The sequence below is a fragment of the Bifidobacterium kimbladii genome, assembly GCF_032193675.1.
Taxonomy (GTDB): domain Bacteria; phylum Actinomycetota; class Actinomycetes; order Actinomycetales; family Bifidobacteriaceae; genus Bombiscardovia; species Bombiscardovia kimbladii.
This window is the reverse complement of the sequence record NZ_JASTZZ010000001.1, coordinates 43,158-67,130: the sequence shown is the minus strand read 5'-3', so window position 1 is coordinate 67,130 and position 23,973 is coordinate 43,158. Positions and strand designations below refer to the sequence as shown.

Annotated in this window: 17 protein-coding genes, 1 tRNA gene and 1 pseudogene; 14 read left to right on the top strand and 5 right to left on the bottom strand. The window is 56.4% G+C overall.

The genetic code is table 11. The annotated features are described in order from the left end of the window. Positions 1-22 precede the first annotated feature (22 nt). From argB to QRX41_RS00185, 14 genes and pseudogenes are all read left to right on the top strand, one after another. Positions 23-970 carry an acetylglutamate kinase gene (gene argB, locus QRX41_RS00250; RefSeq protein WP_313837959.1) on the top strand — a complete coding sequence of 316 codons (948 nt, stop codon included), beginning with the start codon at positions 23-25 and terminating at the stop codon, positions 968-970. Positions 971-998: 28 nt separating this feature from the next. Next, positions 999-2,264: an acetylornithine transaminase gene (locus QRX41_RS00245; RefSeq protein WP_313838678.1), complete on the top strand. Its 1,266-nt coding sequence runs from the start codon at positions 999-1,001 to the stop codon at positions 2,262-2,264. 54 nt (positions 2,265-2,318) lie between these two features. Next, positions 2,319-3,293, top strand: a complete 975-nt coding sequence (argF, locus tag QRX41_RS00240) for an ornithine carbamoyltransferase (protein ID WP_313837957.1) — start codon at positions 2,319-2,321, stop codon at positions 3,291-3,293. Beyond that, positions 3,293-3,826 (top strand): arginine repressor, encoded by a 534-nt coding sequence (locus tag QRX41_RS00235; protein WP_313837955.1) that lies wholly within the window; start codon positions 3,293-3,295, stop codon positions 3,824-3,826. The genes argF and QRX41_RS00235 overlap by 1 nt, the downstream gene beginning before the upstream one ends. A gap of 62 nt (positions 3,827-3,888) precedes the next feature. Further along, positions 3,889-5,124: an argininosuccinate synthase gene (locus tag QRX41_RS00230; RefSeq protein WP_121912662.1), complete on the top strand. Its 1,236-nt coding sequence runs from the start codon at positions 3,889-3,891 to the stop codon at positions 5,122-5,124. Between the two features lie 17 nt (positions 5,125-5,141). Beyond that, complete coding sequence (argH, locus tag QRX41_RS00225) at positions 5,142-6,587, top strand: argininosuccinate lyase (protein WP_313838676.1); 1,446 nt, start codon at positions 5,142-5,144, stop codon at positions 6,585-6,587. Positions 6,588-6,680: 93 nt separating this feature from the next. Next, positions 6,681-7,412, top strand: coding sequence for an SGNH/GDSL hydrolase family protein (locus tag QRX41_RS00220; protein ID WP_313837952.1), 732 nt, complete (start codon positions 6,681-6,683; stop codon positions 7,410-7,412). Between the two features lie 244 nt (positions 7,413-7,656). Continuing rightward, positions 7,657-8,988: a tyrosine--tRNA ligase gene (gene tyrS, locus QRX41_RS00215; RefSeq protein WP_313837951.1), complete on the top strand. Its 1,332-nt coding sequence runs from the start codon at positions 7,657-7,659 to the stop codon at positions 8,986-8,988. Positions 8,989-9,011: 23 nt separating this feature from the next. Then, positions 9,012-10,784, top strand: a pseudogene (locus QRX41_RS00210) (hypothetical protein); the annotation flags it as partial. Positions 10,785-11,173: 389 nt separating this feature from the next. Then, on the top strand, positions 11,174-12,235 hold the full coding sequence (locus QRX41_RS00205) for an HAD-IIA family hydrolase (protein WP_313837949.1): 1,062 nt from the start codon (positions 11,174-11,176) through the stop codon (positions 12,233-12,235). Positions 12,236-12,240: 5 nt separating this feature from the next. Then, positions 12,241-12,561 (top strand): hypothetical protein, encoded by a 321-nt coding sequence (locus QRX41_RS00200; RefSeq protein ID WP_313837947.1) that lies wholly within the window; start codon positions 12,241-12,243, stop codon positions 12,559-12,561. A gap of 47 nt (positions 12,562-12,608) precedes the next feature. Then, complete coding sequence (locus tag QRX41_RS00195) at positions 12,609-13,367, top strand: TlyA family RNA methyltransferase (protein WP_313838674.1); 759 nt, start codon at positions 12,609-12,611, stop codon at positions 13,365-13,367. A gap of 106 nt (positions 13,368-13,473) precedes the next feature. Continuing rightward, positions 13,474-13,547, top strand: a tRNA-Arg gene (locus tag QRX41_RS00190). 1,188 nt (positions 13,548-14,735) lie between these two features. Beyond that, positions 14,736-18,500, top strand: coding sequence for a hypothetical protein (locus QRX41_RS00185; RefSeq protein ID WP_313837945.1), 3,765 nt, complete (start codon positions 14,736-14,738; stop codon positions 18,498-18,500). Positions 18,501-19,456: 956 nt separating this feature from the next. Here QRX41_RS00185 and QRX41_RS00180 read toward each other — a convergent pair. The 5 genes from QRX41_RS00180 to QRX41_RS00160 all read right to left on the bottom strand — a co-directional run bounded on the left by QRX41_RS00180 (position 19,457) and on the right by QRX41_RS00160 (position 23,957). After that, positions 19,457-20,266 (bottom strand): hypothetical protein, encoded by an 810-nt coding sequence (locus tag QRX41_RS00180; RefSeq protein ID WP_313837943.1) that lies wholly within the window; start codon positions 20,264-20,266, stop codon positions 19,457-19,459. A 550-nt stretch (positions 20,267-20,816) separates the two neighbouring features. Then, positions 20,817-20,948: a hypothetical protein gene (locus tag QRX41_RS00175; RefSeq protein ID WP_313837941.1), complete on the bottom strand. Its 132-nt coding sequence runs from the start codon at positions 20,946-20,948 to the stop codon at positions 20,817-20,819. Then, positions 20,949-21,188 carry an isochorismatase family protein gene (locus tag QRX41_RS00170; protein ID WP_313837939.1) on the bottom strand — a complete coding sequence of 80 codons (240 nt, stop codon included), beginning with the start codon at positions 21,186-21,188 and terminating at the stop codon, positions 20,949-20,951. It lies immediately after the preceding gene. 47 nt (positions 21,189-21,235) lie between these two features. Then, the gene (locus QRX41_RS00165; RefSeq protein ID WP_313837937.1) at positions 21,236-21,391 is read right to left on the bottom strand and encodes a hypothetical protein; all 156 of its coding nucleotides are present in this window, start codon (positions 21,389-21,391) and stop codon (positions 21,236-21,238) included. A gap of 1,591 nt (positions 21,392-22,982) precedes the next feature. Further along, the gene (locus QRX41_RS00160; RefSeq protein WP_313837935.1) at positions 22,983-23,957 is read right to left on the bottom strand and encodes an AraC family transcriptional regulator; all 975 of its coding nucleotides are present in this window, start codon (positions 23,955-23,957) and stop codon (positions 22,983-22,985) included. Between the last annotated feature and the right edge of the window lie 16 nt (positions 23,958-23,973).

Here is a 23,973-nt window from a genome sequence, read left to right as displayed (position 1 = left end):
GGTCATAAGGAAGGGGAAGAGGATGGCGGATGACGAGCAGGAAGCCGAAGCTGAAAAAGCCTTGGATGACGCCCGCAAGGCCCAGGTGCTCATCGAGGCCCTGCCCTGGCTGGAGGAGTTCGCCGGTCAGAGGATCGTAGTCAAATACGGCGGCCATGCCATGGTGGATGACCATCTGCGGCAGTGCTTCGCTCAGGACATGGTCTTCCTGAGGCAGGTGGGCATGCATCCGGTGGTGGTGCACGGGGGCGGCCCGCAGATCTCCCGCATGCTCCAGGCCCTGGGCATCCCCTCGGTCTTCCGCGGCGGTCTGCGGGTGACCACCCCCGAAACCATGAAGGTGGTTCGCATGGTGCTGACCGGACAGGTAGGCAGGGATCTGGTCGGTGCCATCAATGCTCACGGTCCCATGGCGGTCGGCCTGTCAGGGGAGGATGCCGGCCTGTTCAGTGCGGCCCGCCGCACCGGCATGGCGGATGGCCGACCAGTCGACCTGGGCCTGGTGGGCGAGGTCGTGGGCGTGGATGCCTCGGCCGTCGAGGATCTGATCGACGCCGGTCGGATTCCCGTCGTCTCCTCTGTGGCTCCTGACGAGCAGGATCCCACCCAGGTGCTCAATGTGAATGCCGACGCGGCCGCATCCGCCCTGGCAGTAGCTCTGGGGGCCCGGAAGCTGGTCATTCTCACCGACGTGGAGGGACTGTATGCCAACTGGCCCCAGGCCGACTCCCTGGTCTCCAGCATCGGCGTGGACCGGCTTGAGGACATGTTGGAGGACATGCATGAGGGGATGCGCCCCAAGATGGAGGCCTGCCTGCAGGCCGTGCGATCCGGAGTGGGCGAGGCCCACGTCATCGACGGGCGGCGGCCGCATTCCATGCTCAACGAGATATTCACCCGCAACGGCATCGGCACAGTGGTCGTGCCGGGCCGGGACATGATCATGAGGAGGAGCCATGACGAAGGCTGATGCGTTTCCTGCGGAAGCTTCGGAGCCCATGAGGACTCCTCAGGGGCCGCAGAGCAGTCAATGGGCAGACCGCTATGACCGCGTCCACATGCGGGTCTTCGGACGGCCGGGCAGGGTCATGGACCATGGCCGAGGCGCCTGGATCTGGGACCTGGACGGCAACCGCTATCTGGACATGATGGCCGGAATCGCGGTCAATGCCCTGGGCTATGCCCATCCGGCCTGGAACAAGGCCCTGGCTGAGCAGGCCGGGAAGATGGCCCACATCAGCAACTTCTTCGCCTCCCAGCCTCAGATCGAGCTGGCCGAACGACTGCTGGACCTGGCTCAGGCCCCGGAGGGATCCCGTGTCTTCTTCGCCAACTCGGGAACCGAGGCCAATGAGGCGGCCATCAAGCTTGCCCGGCTGCATGGCGCGCGCATGGGCGGTCACCCTGGCCGGATCCTGGCTCTGACCCATAGTTTCCACGGCCGCAGCATGGGCTCCTTGAGCCTGACATGGAAACCTGCCATTCGTGAGCCCTTCCAGCCCCTGGTCCCGGGCATGGGCTTTCTGCCGGCAGAAGATGGCGAGGCTATGGAGGAGGCCTTCGCACAGGGGGAGACCTCAGGAGAGCCGGTGGCCGCCGTCATTCTGGAGCTCATCCAGGGGGAGGCCGGGGTGCTGCCGCTGGATCCTGACTACGTTCGGCAGGTGCGTGAGCTTTGCAGCCGGCACGGAGCCCTGATGATTTTGGACGAGGTGCAGACCGGCATGGGCAGGACCGGCCACTGGTTCGCCTTCCAGGACCGGAGCCTGTCCGGAGGAGCCTGCCCTGACGTGCTCACCTTCGCCAAGGGGGTGGCAGGCGGCTTCCCCATGGGCGGGATGATCACCTTCGGCTCTGGGCCATCAGGTCTGCTGACCCCTGGCATGCACGGGTCCACCTTCGGCGGCAATCCCCTGGGATCGGCCCTGGCACTGACCACCTTGGAGACCATCCAACGGGAGGGCCTGCTGGAACGGGCGCGGCAGATGGGCGAGAGGCTGCGCGCTGGCCTTACCGACTGCGGCAATCCCCTCTATAACCAGGTCAGAGGCAGAGGGCTGCTGGATGCGGTCCAGCTGGGCGCCCCCTGTGCCGGGGATCTGGCCTCCTGGGCCCTGGATCACGGGCTGATCGTCAACGCTGTGGCCCCTGATGCCCTGCGTCTGGCCCCGCCCCTGATCATCCAGGCCGACCAGATCGACCTGGCCGTGGATATCCTGTCCAAGGCTCCGGTCAGTCTCGGGGAAGGGCTTGCAACAGGATGATCAGTGAGATCAGCCATCAATGACGTACATGATCATAGCGATAGGGAGGCAGAGATGAACAGCGGTTTGCGGCACATGCTGCGTGACGATGACCTCAACCATGAGGAGCAGTTGGAGGTTCTTCGACTAGGCATGGCCTTCAGGGCAAATCCCTATGTATCTCAGCCCTATCAGGGCCCCCAGGCCGTGGCCATCATCTTCGACAAGCCCAGCACGCGCACCAGGACAAGCTTCTGCGTGGGTGTGGCCCAGCTGGGCGGCTATCCCATGGTCATCGACAGCTCTGGCTCGCAGCTGGGCCGTGGCGAGCCCGTGGCGGACACCGCCAAGGTGCTGACGCGGATGACGTCCACCATAGTCTGGCGCACCTTTGGCCAGGATCGGGTGGAGACCATGGCTGCCAATGCCACCGTGCCTGTCATCAACGCGCTGACCGACTCCTTCCACCCCTGCCAGGTTCTGGCCGACTTCCTGACCCTGGCCCAGCACCGGGGCGGGGTCGATGCCCTGGCTGGCATGACCATCGCCTACCTGGGCGACGCAGCCAACAACATGGCCAACTCCTACCTGCTGGGCGGAGCAGTGGCCGGCATGAACGTGCGGATTGCCGGCCCCCACGGCTTCCTGCCCGATCCAAGCCTGGTGGATCAGGCGCGGACCCTGGCTGCTGAAAACGGCGGATCCATTCTGGTCACCACGGATCCGGTCCAGGCTGTGGAGGACGCCGACTGCGTCTTCACCGACACCTGGGTCTCCATGGGCGAGGAGGACCAGTACGCCATTCGCTCCCATCCCTTCCAGCCCTATCAGGTCAACGCCGCACTTATGGCCCATGCCCGCCCGGATGCCCTCTTCCAGCATTGCCTGCCCGCCTACAGGGGCCGGGAGGTGACGGCCGAGGTCATTGACGGCCCGCAGTCCGTGGTCTGGGACGAGGCGGAAAACCGATTGCACGCCCAGAAGGCCCTGATGACCTGGCTGGTGGCCCGCTCCCGGGGCGACGAATCCCTCCTGCAGGGGGTGTGCTGATGCGCCCGACGACCAAGGTGGCCCGGCTGGATGCCATCCGCCAGGCCCTGAGCCGACATCGGGTCAACTCCCAGCAGCAGCTGTCGGCCCTGCTGGCTGAGCAGGGCATCGAGGTGACCCAGGCCACCCTGAGCCGTGACCTGGACGACCTGCATGCCACCAAGCTGCGGTATGCAGACGGGAGCATGGCCTACTGGATTCCCGCCACCACCGACCAGCAGGCCATGGAGGCCGCTGCCGCCGAGGGGCCTGAGGTCGAGGGAGAGAACAAGACCGATGCCTATCTGGCCAAGATTCTGACCGGGCTGATCACCTCGGTGGCCAGGGCCCGCAACCTGCTCGTGGTCAGAACCCCTGCCGGCGCCGCCCAGTATGCGGCCTCCGCCTTGGACCGCCAGCCCATCAAGGGGATTCTGGGCACCATAGCCGGGGACGACACGATTTTGATCATCGCTGCCGACGATGAGGCGGCATCATCCCGGGCCGACTGGCTCATGACCATCGTCTCCGGCCAGGAGGATGCCAGGGCCTGATGAACGCAGAAGACAGCAATTCAGCATCTGCAAGTGTGAAATCACAAGGAAAGAGGATCGCCATGACCGAAAACAATCGCATCGTGCTGGCCTACTCGGGCGGCTTGGACACCTCGGTGTCCATTCCCTACCTCAAGGAGCGCACCGGCAAGGATGTGGTGGCCGTCTCCCTGGATGTGGGCCAGGGCGGGGAGCGTCTGCAGACCATCCGCCAGCGGGCCCTGGACTGTGGGGCCGTCGAGTCAGTCGTGGTGGATGCCCGGGACGAGTTCGCCAGGGATTACTGCATGCTGGCGCTCAAGGCCAATGCCATGTACGAGGGCGTCTACCCGCTGGTCTCGGCCATCTCCAGGCCGCTGATCACCAAGCATCTGGTCCAGGCGGCCCACCAGTACGGTGCCGACACCATAGCCCACGGCTGCACCGGCAAGGGCAATGATCAGGTTCGTTTCGAGGTCTCCATCATGTCCATCGACCCCTCGCTGAAGGCCATCAGCCCCATTCGCGACCTGGGATTGATGAGGGATGTGGAGATCGCCTACGCCAAGGAGCACCACCTGCCCATCGAGCAGACCGAGGAGAGCCCTTATTCCATCGATCAGAACGTCTGGGGGCGGGCCATCGAGACCGGCTACCTGGAGGATCCCTGGAACGGGCCCACCAAGGACGTCTATTCCTACACCGACGACCCGGCTTTCCCGCCGGTCGAGGATGAGGTGACCATCGACTTCGAGCAGGGCATTCCCGTGCGCATCGACGGCAGGGCCGTCACCCCCCTGGAGGCCATCGAGGAGATGAACCGCCGGGCCGGAGCCCAGGGGATCGGACGTGTGGATCTGATCGAGGACAGGCTGGTGGGCATCAAGTCGCGCGAGCTCTACGAGGCTCCGGGGGCCGTGGCCCTGATCACCGCCCACCAGGAGCTGGAGAACTGCTGCCTGGAGCGCGAACAGCACCGGATCAAGCGCGACATCGACAAGCGCTGGGGCGAGCTGGTCTACGACGCCCAGTGGTACTCGCCGGCCGTCCGCTCTCTGAACGCCTTCATCGAGGAAACCCAGCGCTATGTCTCCGGCCGCATCCGCATGGTCATGCATGGGGGACGGGCCGTGGTCACCGGTCGGCACTCCGACAGCTCCCTCTACGACTACAGCCTGGCCACCTACGAGTCCGGCGACAGCTTCGACCAGAACGCCTCCAACGGGTTCATCGCCATTTACGGCTTGGCCGACAAGGTGGCCGCCGCCCGCGACATGCGCTTCGGCAACGGCATCGCACAGGACGGACAAGAGCAGTGAGCAGCGGCGACAAGCCCATGGCCCTCTGGGGCGGGCGCTTCAGCGGTGGTCCCTCGCCGGCGTTGGTTGAGCTCAGCCGGTCCACCCAGTTCGACTGGCGACTGGCCGATGACGACCTGGCCGGTTCCCGGGCACACGCTCGGGCCCTCAACCGTGCTGGGTTGCTGGATGATGGCGAGCTGGCACGTATGGAACAGGCCTTGGATGAGCTTCAGGACCAGGTGGATTCCGGCGCCTTCGCCCCTGAGCCTGGCGATGAGGACGAGGCCACGGCCCTGGAGCGTGGTCTGATCGACATTGCGGGGGACCAGCTGGGCGGCAAGCTGCGGGCCGGGCGCTCGCGCAACGATCAGATCGCCACCCTGATTCGGATCTGGCTGCGCCGCCACGCCCGGGTGCTTGCCAAGGATCTGCTGCGCACGGCCCAGGCTCTGATGGATCAGGCCCGGGCGGCGGGGACCACGGTCATGCCGGGCCGCACCCACATGCAGCACGCCCAGCCCGTCCTGCTGGCCCACCAGCTCATGGCCCATGTCTGGCCCCTGATCCGTGACCTGGAACGCCTGAGGGACTGGGACCAGCGCGCCGATGCCAGCCCATATGGATCTGGCGCGCTCGCCGGCACCACCCTGGGTCTGGATCCCCTGCCAGTGGCCCAGGATCTGGGCTTTAGCCGGGTCTGTGCCAACTCCATCGACGGGACCGCAGCCAGGGATGTGGTGGCCGAGTTCGCCTTTGTCGCCGCCATGATCGGCGTGGATCTGTCCAGGCTGGCCGAGGAGATCATTATCTGGAACACCCAGGAGTTTGCCTTCGTCCGCTTGGACGATGGCTATTCGACCGGGTCCTCCATCATGCCTCAGAAGAAGAATCCGGACGTGGCTGAGCTGGCTCGCGGCAAGGCCGGTCGGCTGGTCGGGGACCTGGCTGGTCTGCTGACCACCCTCAAGGGGCTTCCGACAGCCTATGCACGTGACCTGCAGGAGGACAAGGAAGCGGTCTTCGACCAGGTGGATACCCTGGAGGTCCTGCTGCCCGCCTTTGCCGGCATGGTCGCCACCTTGACCTTCAACAAGGACCGCCTGGAGGAGCAGGCCCCCACAGGATTCGCCCTGGCCACCGACCTGGCCGAGTGGCTGGTCAGGCAAGGGGTACCCTTCCGGCATGCCCACGAACTCTCCGGGGCCTGTGTCAAGCTGGCCGAGGGTCGTGGCTGCGAGCTGGCCGGCCTGGATGATGACGACTTCGCCAGGGTCTTCGCTGACTGGGTGCCCGCCGATCGGGCTCCTCAGGTCCGCTCGGTCCTGACCGCCGGGGGAGCCGTGCGCGCTCGCCGGGGCCAGGGGGGCACCGCACCGGAGAGGGTCAAGGAGCAGATGGACCAGGCTGCACACGCGCTGGAGGAGCTGAAGGCCTTCGCCGACTCACAGTCTGACGGGCCTGCCTACCGTCCTCCCAGGTGAAGTTTCTGGTCTCCGCCGGACCGGTGGCCGCGTTAGAATGCCCAACGGCAATTCTTCAAGAGGAAGAGTAAACGGCGAAAGGCGGCGGCGATCATGAATCCGGTGGCACTGGTCCAGGCTTGGTGGGCCAAGCAGCACATCACTCTGGCCAAGGAGCCGCCCGGTTCCCGCCAGGGGTTGTGCTCGCCTCCGGACCAAGGCCGCGACCTGGAGCCATTGACCATGCTGGTGGTGGGCGACTCCATGGCAGTCGGCTGCGGGGTGAAGGACCAGAGCCAGGGCTTCGTCCCCGATATAGCCGCCTGCCTGGCCGCCCGGCTGGGGCGCCCGGTATCCTGGTCGACCCAGGGGCGGCTGGGGGCCACCATCCGCAGGGTGCGCTACCGGTTCCTGCCCGCCCTGCAGGACCATCCTGATCTGCTGGTTCTGTGTGCAGGATCCAACGACATCATGGCCAACCGCACCGATGAGCAGTGGCGGGATGACTTGGCGGCGAGCATTGAGCTGGCCAAAAACAAGGGCCGCCAGGTGCTGGTCCTCAGCTCCGGTCAGCTCTATCGGGATCCTGCCCTGGGCCGGGCACTCAGGGCCGAGGTGGAGCGTCGGATAGCCCGCCAGACTCAGACCAGTCGTCAGGTCTGTCAAGATGCCTCGGTGCCCTTCGTGGATGCCACCCGCGACGACGTTGGCACCGATCGACCCGACTTCTGGGGCATTGACCACTTCCATCCCGGAGTCGAGGGTTACCGACGCATGGCCGCCTGCGTGGTCGACCACATCCCTCAAGACCTGATCAATCAGTTGTCTGTGTCTGCGCGTTCCTGACTTAGACGCGGTGGTTTTGCTGAGAGGATTCAGCCGGCCGCCCCGTCTTGGCAAAAGCAGCCAGCGGTTAATCGCCAATACGCAGTGGTCGATTCACAGTGATTATCTGGTTTCGCCCCCTGGGGATTCCTGCTTGGTGAGGCCTTGTCTGCGGCGGTCCGGGGCTCTGCCGTGTCGGTATCTGTTGCAAGAATAGTAGGGTTTAGCATACATTCATCAAATATTCGATAGGGAGTAGCCTCTCATGTCGCAGGTCACCGATTTCAGGCAGGCGGGTTTCGACTCGCTTTTCGACGAACTCAAGTGGCGCGGTCTCATTGCCCAGTGCACGGACGAGTCCGAGCTCAGGAAGGTGCTGGCCGACCCCTCGGTGACCTATTATTGCGGATTCGACCCCACAGCTCCCTCGCTGCACGTGGGCAATCTGGTCCAGCTGCTCAACATGCGCCATCTGCAGGCGGCCGGTCTGCATCCCATCGCCGTTGTGGGCGGGGCCACCGGGCTGATCGGCGACCCTCGGCAGTCGGGGGAGCGCACCCTGAATCCCAAGCAGACCGTGGCCGAGTGGACCGAGCGCCTGCGTGGCCAGATCGGGCGCTTCCTGGATACCGAGGGGGACAACCCCGTCCGGTTCGTCAATAATTATGAGTGGACCGGCTCTATGAGCACCATCGACTTCCTGCGCGATGTGGGCAAGAACTTCCGCATGGGCACCATGCTGGCCAAGGACACGGTGGCCCGCCGTCTGGACTCCGACGAGGGCATCTCCTTTACCGAGTTCAGCTACCAGGTGCTCCAGGGCAACGACTTTCTGGAGCTCTTCGACCGCTACGGATGCAGTCTGCAGCTGGGCGGCAGCGACCAGTGGGGGAACCTGACCAGCGGGCTGGACCTGATCCGCAAGGTGCGCAATGCCTCCGTCAACGTCATGACCAGCCCGTTGATCACCGACTCCCAGGGCAAGAAGTTCGGCAAGTCCGAGGGCAACGCGGTCTGGCTGGATCCCACCATGTTCAGCCCCTACCGCTTCTACCAGTTCTGGTTCAACCAGCCCGACGACCAGGTGGTCAAGCTGCTGAAGACCTTCACCTTCCTGCCCAAGGCCGAGATCGAGCGTCTGGAGGAGAGGACCGCCCAGGATCCGGGCGCTCGCGAAGCCCAGAAGGTTCTGGCCTGGCAGGTGACCTCCTATGTGCACGGCGAGCATGCCGCCCAAGGGGCCATCGATGCCTCGGGCGCCCTCTTCGGCCGCGGCAAGACCCTGGAGGAGCTGGACGAGGATGTGCTGGATTCCGCACTGGACGGCCTCAAGGTCGATGATGGCCAAGGCGGGCGAGCTCTGCCCGCAGCCAGCGAGGGCCAGCGTCTGGTAGAAGCCGGTGTTGCGGCCGGGCTCTTCCGTTCGGTCTCCGAGGCGCGCAAGACTGTGGCCTCGGGCGGTTTCTACCTGAATAACCAGCGGGTCGAGGATCCGGATCAGGTTTTGGATAACAAGGACTTTCTGCATGGGCGCTTCGCCCTGGTTCGCAGAGGAAAGAAGGCCCTGGGCGCGCTTGAGCGTCGGGCCGGCAAGTAGGAACGCAGGAATTAAGGACACTGATGGCAGAAGAACACAATCATTCCCGGGGCGATCGCGGACGGGGCCGGGGCGGTTCGCGCCCAGGCGGCTTCCGGTCGGGCGGCCATCGCTCTTCGGGCTTCCACAAGGGTGGTTCGCGCTCGGGCGGATACCGCTCCGGAGGCTATCGTTCGGGAGGTCACCGCTCCGGCAACTTCCACAACCATGACGGCGAGGGCGGCGAAGAGCGTCGTTCCGAGGGCAGGAATGGACAGCGGCCCTTCCGCGGGCGCGGGCACGACCGGTTCGACCGCGACCATCGCGGATACAGGCATGACCGTCAGGATGGCCACGGCGGCTTCCGCAGGGATTCCGACCAAGATCGCCACGGCCATCGACAGGATGGTGACCGTCCTCGTCGCGACTTCCACGCCAACGGTCATGGCGGATATGGGCATCATGATCGTGACAAAGACCGCGGTCGGTCGGGATATGGCTACCAGCGGCATGACCGTGATCGTGGCCAGAGCTTCCACGGGAACCGTCGTCGGGATGACGACCGGAGGTTTGATCGTCGGAAGGATGAGCGGTCCGGTGGGGATCGCCCATGGAACAACCACTCCCGTGGTGACCGTCCACGCCAGGAGCGTTCACATGGAGACCGTCGCTATGGCAACCGTTCCTATGGTGATCGCTCCCGTGATGACCATCGTCAAGGCGGCTATCGGGGCGACCGTTCCCATGGCGACAGGTACCAGGGCCAGCATGGTCGTGATGACCGTCGCCGTGAAGATTATCGCCATGACGACCGACGCGGGACCTATCAGCGTGACCGCCAGAATGGCTATGACCGCGGTCGTCGCAACTCTGACGGAACCATCTCCTATCCCTCGCAGAACCCCTATACGGATCGTCGGCCTGGCGAGCCCAAGATGCCCAAGGGCCTGGAATGGTCCATGCTCTCCAAGGATGACCGTCTGCGCCTGCGCGGGCTGAGCAAGGAGCATGCCGAGAACATCGGTTTGCACATCCTGGCCGCCTACGCGCTGGAGGAGACCGATCCCCAGGGAGCTCTGGCTCATGCCAAGTGGGCTGCCCGGCAGGCCTCGCGGATCGATCTTGCCCGTGAAACCCTGGCCTTGGTTGCTTATCGTCAGGGCGACTACAAGCTGGCCTTGAAGGAGTTCCGCACCGCACACCGCATGAACGGCTATTCTGATTACCTGCCCTTCATCGCCGACTGCGAGCGTGGTCTGGGCAATCCCCGCAAGGCCATTGAGGAGGCCACTTCCCAAGAGGGCAGCCAGTTGCAGGGCGAGTCCAAGGCGGAGATGTTCCTGGTCTATGCCGGAGCTTTAGGCGATCTGGGCCTCTGGGACAAGGCCATCGAGACCGTTCAGGCCCTGGTCAAAGCCCGGGGGCTCAGCGGCGACTATCGGATGCGTGCCGTGCAGGCCGAGCAGAACTTCCTTGAACAGGCTGGTCGCAGCCAGGAGGCCCTGGAGTTGGAACCCCTGCTGGATCGGTTGGAAGCGGAGTTTGCCGACGAAGATGAGGACGAGGATGGCCAGAAGGACGGACAGTCCGAGGAGATCCTGATCGACTACGACCTGGAGCACCTGGATTCGGCCATGATGGAGGATCTCTCCATCGACCCGGATGGCGGCGAGGATGATTCGGATGAGGCTGAAGCTGAGACTGAGGCCGCCGAGTCTGATGTCACCGATGCATCCGATCAGGGTGCCGATGACAGCAAAGTTGAGGAATCTCCTGAATCAGCAGCTTCGAACGATTCAGCGGACTCAACTGACACAAGTGGCTCATCTAAGTCGACTGACCCATCTGATTCGGCTGATGCATCCGACGCAGTTGATTCAACTGGTTCGTCCGACTCAGCGGGTTCATCCGAAATGCCGGAATCCGGAATGCTGGAATCCGGAATGCAGAAATCGTCAGACGCTGTGGAGCAACACGGGGAGGAGCTCTCTCGCCTTGATGGGCAAACTTCGGACGATGGCTCTCAAAGCGACCAGAGCAGTGACGAAACCGACACGGCTGTCGCCGATAAATCCGCTGCTGACAACGGCGACACGGCTGTCCTGAATGCAGGATCCGAGGCAAACGCTTTCGATCATGAAAACGAACAGACCAATGATGAGCAGGTCAAGGAGTCCGATACGTCTGATGAAGACAGGGCTGAATCGTGACCGTCTTCCTCAAAGGAACTGATGACGCTCCGGCAAAGACCTACCGTCTGGCCCTGCTGGACCTGGACGGGGTGGTCTACCGGGGCGCTGACCCTGTCGAGCATGCAGCCGAGGGCATCGACCGCGCTCAGACGCTCGGCATGCGCATGGCCTACACCACTAACAATGCATCTCGGTTTCCCCATGTAGTGGCCGATCAGCTGCGCGGGTTCGGTCTGACCCTGGATGATGGCCAGGTCATCACCTCCGCCGTTGTCGCCGCACGAATGCTGCGCCGACACCTGCAGGAGGGCGCTAGGGTGCTGGTCATCGGATCCGATCATCTACGTGATCAGATCCGCCTCAACAAAATGGTGCCGGTAGGCAAGGCTGCAGATAAGCCAGAGGCCGTCATTCAGGCCTGGTATCCCGAGCTGAGCTGGCAGGACCTGGCCCAGGCCTCCTTTGCCATCGAAGGCGGTGCACGCTACTTCACTACCAACAAGGATCAGACCCTGCCCCGCGAAGGTGGCATGGCGCCCGGAAATGGGGCCATGCTCCAAGCGGTGATTCTGGCTACTGGCAAGCAACCGGAGGACTCAGCCGGGAAGCCGGAATCGGCCATGTACGATGAGGCTCGGCAGCTCTTGGCCGGCGACCAGAAGATCTTGGACATTGACCGATGCCTGCCCGTGGGCGATCGTCTGGACACCGACATCGAGGCAGCCAACCGGGGCGGGTACGACTCCATGCTCGTCCTGACGGGTGTGGCCCGAACACCCGCCATTCTGACTGCGCCGGCCAAATGGCGGCCAACCTATCTGGCTGAAGACCTGCGTGGCCTCACTGCGCCGCAACCCCAGCCCAGTAAGGAGGCCGACCAGACCTGGCACTGCGGAGGCCAAACCGCAAAGGTGGATGACGACGGACATGTCATTTTGCGTGCTCTTGAGGGTGGCGGCGATCCCCTGTCCGATCTGGATGCTGTGCGAGCCTGCGCCTGTGCGCTCTGGGAGTACCAGGATCGTGGTGGAGACATGGACGCGCTGAATCTGCCCGCCTTCGTCGTAGGGGCATAGCGGCCATGTCGGAAGAGGTCGACTCCGGACAGCCGGGAGCGAGTGGACCATCCCAGGAGTCCAATCACTACGGGCCACCTGAGCAGTCCGGCCAGACCGGGCAGCCTGTAGAGTCTGAGCCTTCTGGACGATCCTCACAGGCAGATGATGAGGATACGACTGCGTCAGCTCCTGAGGAGCCCATGGACAAGCAAGCCATGGCCCCTCTTTTGGCGCGTTTCCCTGAATTAGCGGAATTGGATGATCTGGATGATGCCCAACAGGTTGAGCTGCTCGGCAAGGTGCTGACCGGGCTCCAGCAGGACCTGAACCGGGAGGGCAAGTGAACGATGAGGACACAGTCGTCAGCGCTGGGGACGGTCGTCGAAGGACTGTGGCCCACACCCGCGGCCGGCTTGACCGTATCCTGCCTGCACAGGGGCTGACGGATTCGCGTGCCAGAGCCCAGGCGCTGATTCGTCAGGGCCGGGTTACGGTCAACGATCATCTGGCATCAAAGCCTGCTCAGAGCGTCCAGCCAGGCGATGTGATTCTTCTGGATCCGGGCGATGACTATGCTTCCCGGGGAGCGCTGAAGCTGGAGGGTGCTCTGACGACTTTCGCGGCGCAGGGGATGCCCGATCCGCATGACAAGCTCTGTCTCGATATCGGGGCGTCTACGGGTGGTTTCACTGACGTTCTGCTCAGACATGGTGCAAGGCGGGTTATCGCCCTTGATGTGGGCCACGGTCAGTTGGTGGAACGGATTGCCGTTGATCCTAGGGTGATTGACATGAGTGGTGTCAACATACGCAAAGTTCAGCCGGGTGACCTGCCGTATCGCCCGGAATACGTGGTCTCTGATGTGTCCTTCATCTCGCTGACCTATGTCATTCCTGTCCTCCCCGCCTTGCTGGTGCCTGATGCCAACTGTCTGCTGCTGGTCAAGCCCCAATTTGAGGTCGGACGCAGCCTGCTGGGCCATCATGGCATTGTGACGGACGAGGACCGCAGGCAAGAGGCTCTGGAACGTGTCTTAGCCTGTGCTAGAGAGCATGGATTTGCTGTCCGTGCTACCATGCCATCGCCCATAACCGGAGCCCATGGCAACGTAGAATATCTGCTTTGGCTGTCTTGGTCACAGTCAGCCTGAAGCCTGTGGTTTCCCGCTTCCTTCGCGACACACCAGGCTGGACAGAATCCACAATTGCGGTAATATAAATGAGTTGTCAAAAACGAGTTCCTCGTCAAGATGACATGCGCCAGTAGCCCAACGGATTAGAGCAGCTGACTACGGATCAGCAGGTTGCAGGTTCGAATCCTGTCTGGCGCACGAGCTAGTGATGGTTCTAAGGCTGATGGCCTTGGAGCCTTTTTGCTTTTAAAGACAGGCACATCGTATATGCAATGTCCGAGTTATACGCCATAAGATCTGTCTGAGAGTGTTTGTTAGGTATCAGGAAAGTAGGGCTTTAGTCGTTAGTAAGTGCCTGCTTTGCCCGAGAATCAAGAAGACGTCGATATGCCCTGTTTGAAGGCAGTCGTGAAGAAGAACAGTACTGTCAGCGCAGGTCGTATCCACTGGCTGCGCACGTAGTGCGGAGCCTAGAAAAGCCTCGGCTAAAATTGGTGGGCTGCCAATTTGAGAAGTGACTTGGACTGGTTATTCTCTAAGCAGGAGCCTGAGGACGGCCCGAGCGGGGACAAGCCCATCTTGTGACCTGCTCATGGACCGTATCGCCGCCCCCAAGGTTCCAGTGTGTAACGGCGTCGTCAGGGTATCGCTAAGGTTATGTATGCGCCAGGCGCGGCCAGGTACGCTCATACGCTGCTGCCTGCCCCATATCAGCATGAACCTCATCGCCTTGACCGGTAAGCGACTACGGATGAAGGTCGGCAGGCAGCTGTGGCGCATCGTTGTCACCCTGAACCGGGTGAAGACTGATCAGGACTTGAGGTAATAATTGGTCGCTTACAACGACTAGGAATGCAAAGGCACGAATGGCTTGAGAGGCAAAGCACATTTAAGGACGAGATTGAGGCTGATATGCCCATCAACGATTCGTAAAAGCCAGAAAACTGTTGAATAAGAGCATCATGGAAGGCGCCATGGACACCTTTTTCTCCATGGTTGACCAGTGCGAGGACCTGATACTTACGATCAACAAACTACTTGAAGCTTGAAATAAACAACTACACCATGCCCCTCAATCACAACGGCTTAAGACTGGAACGGACGATATGGCCGATCTGCTGGTGTGCCATCAGCAGACCTAAGACCCCCGAGAATCTTCCACTCATCCATTTTCACAATCAGACAGGTTTTGCAACAATCTTTAGAAACCACCCACCATGCCAAAATGTACGGGTGATCGGGATCATCAGTGACGGTGCAATGTACTTCTCGCAAACATTTGCTACTGATCTTCTCTCACAGCCATAAGTCATATACCGCTATCAAATCTTATGGGGTATGGAAGTATCGTAGGTGTAGTCGTTTCATAAGGTCAGGAAGGAAATTATGGGGAGACTGCCGTATTTAGCTCAGCTCAAAGATGTTTATTCATTTGGAAGAACAACTACAGCTCGTTCGACATTGCCTATCCTGATAAGAAGAATTATCTTGCAGTCGAATCAAACAATCACTTTTATTAAAATGCCCGGAGAGGAAGATACGGACCTAGGTGGATACGATGGTCAAGTGCGTGCTGGGCAAGGAAACGCATTTGTTCCATCGGGGTACAGTGTATGGGAATTTGGCACATCTCGTGGTATCAAAGCTAAAGCCAATTCTGACTATAACAAGCGTACAAAAAACCCATTAGGCATAAACCAATCCGAAACCACCTTCGTCTTTGTTACCTTGGGGAGATGGGCGGGTGGACAGGCTTGGGCTCGCGAGAAAAACAAAGAGGGAAAATGGAAAGAAGTCCGTGTATATACCGCCGATGACATATTAACAGCGCTTGAGGAAACTCCAGCGGTATATTTGTGGTTTTCAGAAATGTGCGGGAAATCGGTTCATGGATTATCCAGTCTGGAAACTTGGTGGAATGACTACCGAAAACCGTGTGATAATCTACTTACTTCTGAGCTTGTCTTGTGTAATCGATCTAATGAAAGAAGTCTTCTTAAGAAGAAACTAAATGACAGCAAGCCGAATCAAATAATAATACGGTCTGTGACGATTGAAGATTGTCTTGCATTCGTGGCGGCGACTTTGCTTTCTGAGAAGCAAGGAATGCTGTCTAAAGCGGTGGTCGTTAGTGAGGCAAGCGCACTAGAGTATTTAAGACAAGTGTCAGAACGTCTAATTGTGCTTTTGTCAGATGCTGCTCTAGTAAGAGAAGCTCAACTACTTACCGGACACCATATAGTTATTGGTATAAATAAAGTGCAGCAAGTCGCACCAACAATCAATTTGCCTGACATCTCGTATGAAAAAGCCGTTAACTATTTCAAAACAAAAAGTATACCGGATGAAAAACAAGCGGAGTATGCGCGTGCGGCACATAAAAGCATACCATTGCTGCGTAATAAAATTGCTTTAACACCTCTTCCAGATGAGCTCTTACCGAATTCAAATTCTCCTCATGTAAATCAACTAGTTAGAAGAGCATGGATGCTTGGGCGGTGGGATGGTGCAATAAAAGGGGACGCAGACGTTGTTGCCCGTTTTGTGATAGACCCCAGCGATGAAGAGTTAACTGCTGCGCTACTTAAAGACGCTAATAGTGCTAATCCCGTTTTTTCAATGTTTGGAAGTGTGCGTGCAGTTATTTCCCCCGTTGAGAGTGCTGAACGCTTTTTGCAAGCGATAACAAGATCCGATTTGGATGCCTTTCGAGAGGTGGTTTGTTCTGTACTGGAAGAAGCAAATCCCGCCCTTGTTCTTCCAGAAGATCAGCGATGGGGGGCGAAAATTTATGGAAAGGGGAGGAAAGAATCTGACGATCTTAGAAAGGGGATTAGTACTACACTTGCCTTGCTAGGTTCCTCGAGTGCGACTGTAAGCGATTTCCCTTCCCTGTCTTTTTCGGATTGGGCGGCCAATGTTGTTTCAGATATTCTGCGTTTCGCAAATGATGATTGCACCGGGGACATATGGATTTCAATAAATGATGTTTTGTCGGAAATTGCTGAGGCAGCACCCGAAGAGTTTCTGGATGAATTGCAAAGAGCAATAAGTCCAAGCGGTGTATTCATGGATAAATTATTCCACGAATCATCTAATTGGTTGGCACCTACCAGCCCGCATGTACAAGTGCTTTGGGCTTTGGAACGTCTGGCAATGATTCCCGATTATTTTGGGAGAGCTATGTGGTTACTTGCATCACTTGCTGATCGCGATCCAGGCGGGAAACTCGCTAATCGGCCGTTAAACTCTCTCGCTACTATTCTGCGTGTATGGTATCCTCAAACAGCTGCATTATCAGATGAAAGGCATTCGTTCGTTCAAAAAGTCTGCAGAAAACTACCTGAGGTTGGTAAATCACTAGTTATTGCTCTCATTCCTAGGGCAGGAGAAAGCACTTCAACAATTACGCCGTTTGAATTTAGACAATCTGCTTCACCAAGTAAGCCGACCGATAATCAAATCGTTGATGATATTAACGTATATCTTGACTGTGCTATTGACCTTGCTGAAAGTGATCCAGCAATCTGGATCAAGATTATCTCTAAGTTGCCTTATTTGTCTCAAAAGAGCAGAAATACTGTTTTGAATAAGCTTAGTCTAGCTAAGTTGAAACCAACCGATACACGTGATGCGATATGGTTGGAGTTTTATAAACTTATCGGGAAATATCAGTCTTCAGCAAATGTGTCATCGTCTTTATCTCTCGAAGATATCAAATATTTCAAATCGGTCATGAAAGAGCTAGAACCAGTCGATCCTGTTGTTCAAGTAGCCCCGCTATTTACTTACGACTGGTTGGTTTACGTCTTGGACAATAATAATCAGTCGATTGATAGAAAGCAGCTTCTAGCAAAAGCCAGAAGTGATGCAATTAGTAAGGTCTTTGAGGAAGGCGGATTGGAGAGCGTATTGCGACTTGCCAAAAGAGTTGAATGCCCTTGGATCGTTGGAGACGCGTTTGCTTGCCTCGGCCTACAGATACAAGACCACGCGCTTGCAAGACTATTAGGAAGCGAGTTTTCCAAAGTATGTTCTTTTGCGAGTTCAGCTTTGTATAGGCTAACTAATGGTAAATTAAGCAATCTACTGGAGATAATGCATAGTGATAGTTTGTCCAACACGGTGAAAGCTCGCTTGCTCTTGCTCTCTAATGAATTCGATGAAGTATGGACATCTCTTGATAGTTATGATAAAGAAGTGGAGATGATATATTGGCTAGAGTTTCCAATTAATCACTTAGGAATCGATTCCATGTTAGCCAATGAAGCAGCAAAACAGCTTGCAAGTCATGGACGAATCGTGGACGCTCTCAAATTGCTTGCGTTATATTGTGATGCTAGTTCTGTTGAAGTTGATTCGGGTTTAGCGGCTGATCTTATGGAAAAGTTGCTGATATGCCATGATCGTGAAAGTGAGACATTATCTAGTTATGAAATAGAAGTGCTGATAAAACTCCTCCAAGATAGTGAGAGTGTAGAACGTACTCGTCTTGAGAAACTTGAATGGGCCTATTTGCGAGCAATTAATGATGGACGTGTGTGCTTATTTTTACACAGAAAACTCGCTGATAACCCGCGCTATTTTGCTGACATAATCTCTCTCGTCTACCTAGAAACTGCTAATGTTGGAAAACAGCCGAATGTTCCGAAAGAACAGTCGGAAAATGCTTTGCTTCTGCTAAATACTTGGAGAACGATTCCAGGAGCGGTCAATGAGTCAAATGAAATCGTCGAAGAACAACTCAGAGCCTGGATTCAAGAAGCGCAAAAGATATTGGGCTCGCGTAACCTAATTAAACAAGGAAACTACTATATCGGGAAAGTACTGGCTTATGCTCCAGCCGATAGTAACGGCACATGGCCATGTAAATCGGTATGTAATGTGATAGAAGACTCTCAGTCCACGTCTTTAGAGGAAGGTTTCAGCACTGAACTGTTCAACAAAAGAGGGGTGGTTGGTCGTAGTCTTGAAGAAGGCGGGAAACAAGAGTATGAGCTTGAAAATGAACTCCAAAAATGTGCTGACAGAATTAACGTTCAATGGCCGAAGGTGGCTGCGCTGCTAACAAAACAAGCAAGAGAATATCACTCAATGGGATTAAATGAAGATGAGCAAGCTAGAAGGTATAAAGAGGGAATAGATTATTGAGTCTGGTGCTCTGGTCTACGGATAATGTGGTTTTGCCTTTGGTAGTTAAGCAGTAAAACTGGTAATAGTCCTACTCCTCGGCATTTTGAGTGGTACATATACGGCCTGAAGGCTTTTATTTTGTTCTTGTTCGGTGTATTCCATACAAGTAATGTGCCTGTGCTGTGCCTTTTGCCATTCAAAAGAGTAAAGAATAAATTAACTAGTGTGTAGAAGCGTATCAAGCAGCTGCCATACAGCCGTTTCTTCACTATGCCAGGCTTGCATGCGGCATGTAGTAAACGTTTAGGTGATTGAGGTGAGTGAAGGAGAGGTTGGGATCATTGCGGGAGACCAACAGGATCCAGAAATATTTGATACCAACCCTAGGTATGGGCTAGAAAAGCTGTGATCTGATCTCACCAACTTTACTGGTCGGAGACCTTTTCTATCGCGTATTCCACATCTTTAGATGACTTAGAGTTGCGGAATAAGACAGTATGCAAACAAGGTGGGCAAAGACCAAATGAACAGCATTTGAAGTAATCACCAAGACATGCGGCAACGGCATGAGCCTGATTAATGACTCTAAACAAGTCGCCTTTACGATGCAGGGAGGGAAAGTTATTTGATATTTCGGATGCGCGGGCCGATCCATTGAAGACGAATCTTGTTCCACAGTGGTTTTCATGTGGTTTGTCGTCATTGTTTAACCGGTTTTATGCCCTAGTCGAGTTGGGGCGTGCTGATTACCGTGATGAGAATCTTGAGGCAAATTTGTGAGTTTTACAGTATTAGATGACGTATTTCAGAAAAATACATCTATTCCGACTGCTTAGAAGAATGTAAGAGAAAACGACAGACAGTTAAAATCACTGTAAAAGATAAATCGAACCATCCCCGTCCATTTCAAAAAGATTCTAAAATAATGTGCATAAGGTAATTGCTGTTTTTGACTAATTGAACATCATGTCGCTTTATCTGAAACCTGCTGTTTGACTGCGAACGCATTCTTGGGTAGATTTTTGATGGTGAAGGAACAAGTACTGGCTTTTCCTATTTATCTTCAATGAAGAATATGTCCCATCGCTGCCTAGCGTCCATGTACCGGCAAGTACTATCTTGCTATCTTGATTGTGAAAAATCGTGTCTTTAAATTGGCTATAGATTCTGTAGTCAGGTACTCTAATATTCAACTTATATGGATGTGTTGTTGCAGTTTTCAAGAATATCTTGTGCCCTTCATTCTCAAAAAACCATGGTTTTTTGACAGCTTCCACAAGCATCTGTCCGCTTGGGCCATTTGAATGCATGTCTTCGCTGCGCTCGTCAAATAGTATTTCACCAAACTTGGAATTGTTGAATTCCTCATTAGGAAGGTGTTGCTTGCAAAGTGTATAAAGCTCTCGCACAGTTGTTGGCTGTCTGCACGATATGTTGCTGGTTGCTTGTATACCAATGCGTCTATCTTCCGTTTGCCTTGATGGACGATAAGGAACTCTTGTTTCTATTTTTAATATAGCTTTTTTATAGTCGAACTCAGGTTCAACATACAGGTCAGCAATCGTAGCATCGCCTGAACTGTAAGGGCAGTATTCAATATGCCGGTGCAGTTTTCGATTTGCTGCAAAGTATCCATTTCTATTGCCATCTGTTTGGCATATGTAGAGATAGGCATCACAGCGCGGATTTGGGCAAAAGTATCGTATATTGTGATCCTCAACCAAGGCTTGCAGAACACTTATATACTGAGTCCTGTCTGAATCCAGATAGGCATGATCAACCATTTGATCTCCTTTAGCTGGTTGTAGCACTCTCTACACTGACGGCGTGTGGGGTCACTTCTAGCCAAACTTGCTCTTACAATTTTATCACCGTGCTGTCTACTGGTACTTGTGTTTAAAATGCAAGACGGTAATCAATGAAGAGCAACTGCGAATCTGTATATGCGTGGGATAGGTCCGAGCTGAGCTGGGTTTATATTTGAACTGTTATATGGTATTTGCTGTCAAAGCCGATTGAGTAGCGACCCGTCTGTTTAGACCTTGGAAAAGTGGTAGATTCGGATTCCATTGTCGAGGACGTCAACAGAAGCGATTGCGATCCACAACCTTTGTTTTTTGCACCAGTTTCTAACCCTAGAGTAGAAGATATTTTGAGTTAGGCTACAGCTAAATTCGGTTTCTGCTACTCGTGAGTTTAAGTGCGGTAACTTATAGGGTCTTAACTTGTGTATATGGAACAGACGGCTGCGACGTGGTGAGATTCGTGCCGTTGGGTTCTTTCCTTCTTGTGAGGAAAGAACCCAACCTACATACATATCAAGAATGTCAAAGGTTAGTCTGTTTGAAGATCTCTCAACAGCGAATCGGTGTCGGTGATGGTGATGAGCGGTCTGAACAGGGCCAGCGTATCGATTGCCAGCTTGTGGTTTTCCGGCGTGGATCCGGCGCAGGCATCTGCTGCCAATCAAACGGCGATACCTTGGTCTGCAGCAGCCAAGGCGGTCTGCAACACACAGGCATCGGTGGCGACACCGCACAGGGCTATCTTCTGGGATCCCTTTATTGCCGCCTGCAACTCCGGCCCCCACTTGTCGAAAGTGCTGAGCGAGGCAATTGGATGCCCCTTGGCGAACTCGGCGGTCTCTGGTGTGAGGTCATACATGGGATCGTCGGAGGGGACTTGGAATTCCGGCCATTCGTTCATGTACTCCACCCATGCACCCTTTGGCGGCTGCGGCGCAATGTATCTAGTTAAGCAACGCGGTCGCCGTATGCCTTGGCGAGACGGGTGTAGTTCTTGTCTGTCTGATAGTAGGCCCCGTCGGAGCAGGCCCAACGGGACCACTCATTGTGGGCGAATGCCTCCTGGCGGTCAATCACCACCAGCCATTCATCATCGTTGATCATGATAATTTCCTTTCCTGTTGTGGAGTATGGAGCGCATCCTTCTGCGCCCCTTACGGTTTCAGTCGATGCTCTCCTGACGACGGATATCGCCCTTCTGAAAGAGCAGCGTTCCGAGAAATCCGACAGCCTGGGCTGTGATGACTCCCATGTTGGCTGCTGCCCAGGTTGGAAACAGGTAGATGATCCCCGTTCGTGTGATGAGTACATGGGTGGCAGAAGCAGGGAACATGACCTGCGATTCTGTATTTTGTAAGTGCTGTATTTATCCTCGTGCAAGTGATGGCTATCTGGAACCGTGGGTGGTAGGTACGCCCACCGTCCAAAGTGTGCTTTGGATGCATTATAACGGCGAAGTCTGTTTCTGTGTGCTTCCCACATGCTTACGTCATAAGTCGTGCCTCCATGGCGCTTGTGCTTTGAAGAGAAGCAATAGGCAATCCTCTAAATTAGAAGCTTCAGGTCTTCATGTTTTACGGATTTGCCGGGAGGGGGGGGGTGATGGTGTTCGGGGAAATCCGCCAACGGCATCTATTTCTTTTCTGAAAGGTCTAACCAAAGAACCAGATTCCGGCCACTCATCTGAGGTCTTGTCTGTTGTGGACTCGAGGTGTTGGCAGGTAACCTCTTCCGTTTTTGTAAAGGACACTGAGCGGGGCATGGTCTTGGTTATAGCAAAGAAGACAGATGGATACCGGTGATTACTGCTGTAGAGAATGTGTCGCGGAAAGGAACCATGAGCATGCTCATGAGCAGTCGTATGTTGGCCCAGGCCAGCAGTGCCTAGCGCCACTAGCTGGTCTTCCGTCGGCGTTGTCTCTCGGCATATGCTCCTTTTTTCATTGCAGTTCCTTCGTTCTTGTCTTGGCTTTGGTGTGGATAGTTCGAGCGGTGATGGACATGTTTCGGCGTCCGAGTCAGGCCCTTTATACCTGACGCTGTTCCCAGACCGGCCTGCTGGGCCCTGTCTAACGATGAGGTCGCCTGCAACGGCCACTGCCGTAAGCAGCAAAGCCGTGGTCCAATAGTCCACGCGCTTGATGTTCTGCATGAACGCGCATGGAGCTAGGAAGGAGAAAGACACGGTGAACATGATCGGGAATGAGACTGCTCTCCCGAGCATGCTAAGGATCGACTTCTTGTTTGCGGAGGTTCGTGAATCGCCGCGATTTCCGGTATCGTTCTGGTTTATCATTGCTTCCGTCTGACTGTCGGATCGTTGCACATCCACATCATGCGTGGCGCTGCAGCATGCTGTCGGCCCCTTCGGAATGTGTTTCAACATACCATGGAACATCAACGGTGAAAAGGGTTTGGCTTTGTAGTACTTGCGAATGGCTGATAGGGGAGTGAGACAGTAGTTCTGATGCATGTGCTTCCTAGCTTCTCGTATCTTCTTTGGCGGTGTTGCTTGGATACAGGACGGTTGGTTCGGAGCATGTCAAGTATCAGCCGATTTGCTGATACTGGTTGATGGTGACAGTGTGTGTCTTTTATATCCTCTGTCCTGCCGCTACACGCAGCATGGGTCAGCCGGGGCCGCTGTTCCAGCTGCCTGGCCTTCGCGATTACGGAAGTATCGATTGATGCGAGCCTAATCAACGCGGTTGCACTGCACGCGCCAAGCGATCGGTGTAACCCCGGTTTCTCTGGTGAAAGCCGCGCTAAATGAACTGGGGCGCATATATCCGACCTGCTTGCCGATCCAGGCAATGTCCTCCCCAGTGGACGAGAGAAGGTGGCGGGCCCGGTCCATTCTTTGCTCTCTGATGTACCTGGCCAGACTTGTGCCGGTCTCACGCTTGAATGCCAGGCATAGACGTGTGCGTCCCACATACAGGCATTGGGTTATCCGATCAATGGAGAGGTCGCCGCCCAAGTGGGATCGGATGTGAGCTTTGACTTGCTGGACCAGGTCGCGGTCATGTGACGGTTCGTGGCTCTGTACAAGGGCGGAGAAAGCCTGGGCCAGCATGGCCATGAGGAGGTCGATGTGTGCTTTTATGAGGAACTCCGTCTGGCCCGGCCTTCCGGGGGCAAACGTTGACAGGGCGGTTGAAGCGGCCAGTGCAATATCGGATGGCCAGGGTTGGCAGAAGGCGTCAAAGAGTCCCCCGACCTGGCTAGGCCATTGGTTTTCCAGCTCCATGAAATAGTCGGGCAGGATACAGATGCTTCGGGTTCGCGAGCGGGAGCCTGCCGGCATACGGTTGGTGACTGATCCTGCCCGCTGTACCAAGGAGACCATATTGCCCTCCTGCTTCGTACATGGCTGCAACCCGTAAGGAGCGGGGTTGGATGCCGGGCTTTCATCCAGGGTCAGGCAGAAGTAGTCGGTCATGGCGTACTCGCTGAAATCCATCTCGCGCAGGAAGGTGATGTCGTGCCATATGACCAGGCAATAAGGGCCCGCTGGATTGGCTTGGAATCTTCCTTGGCAGATGTCGCCATCGACCTGCCCTTCCAATCCTCCCGACCGGTGATGGAGTTCCATACCGAGTTGCTCTACCTGGGGGCGATACAGGGTCTGTATCTCGCGGGATTCGAAGCGTATCGCATGGTCTGTCATGGCTCACCTGCTTTCA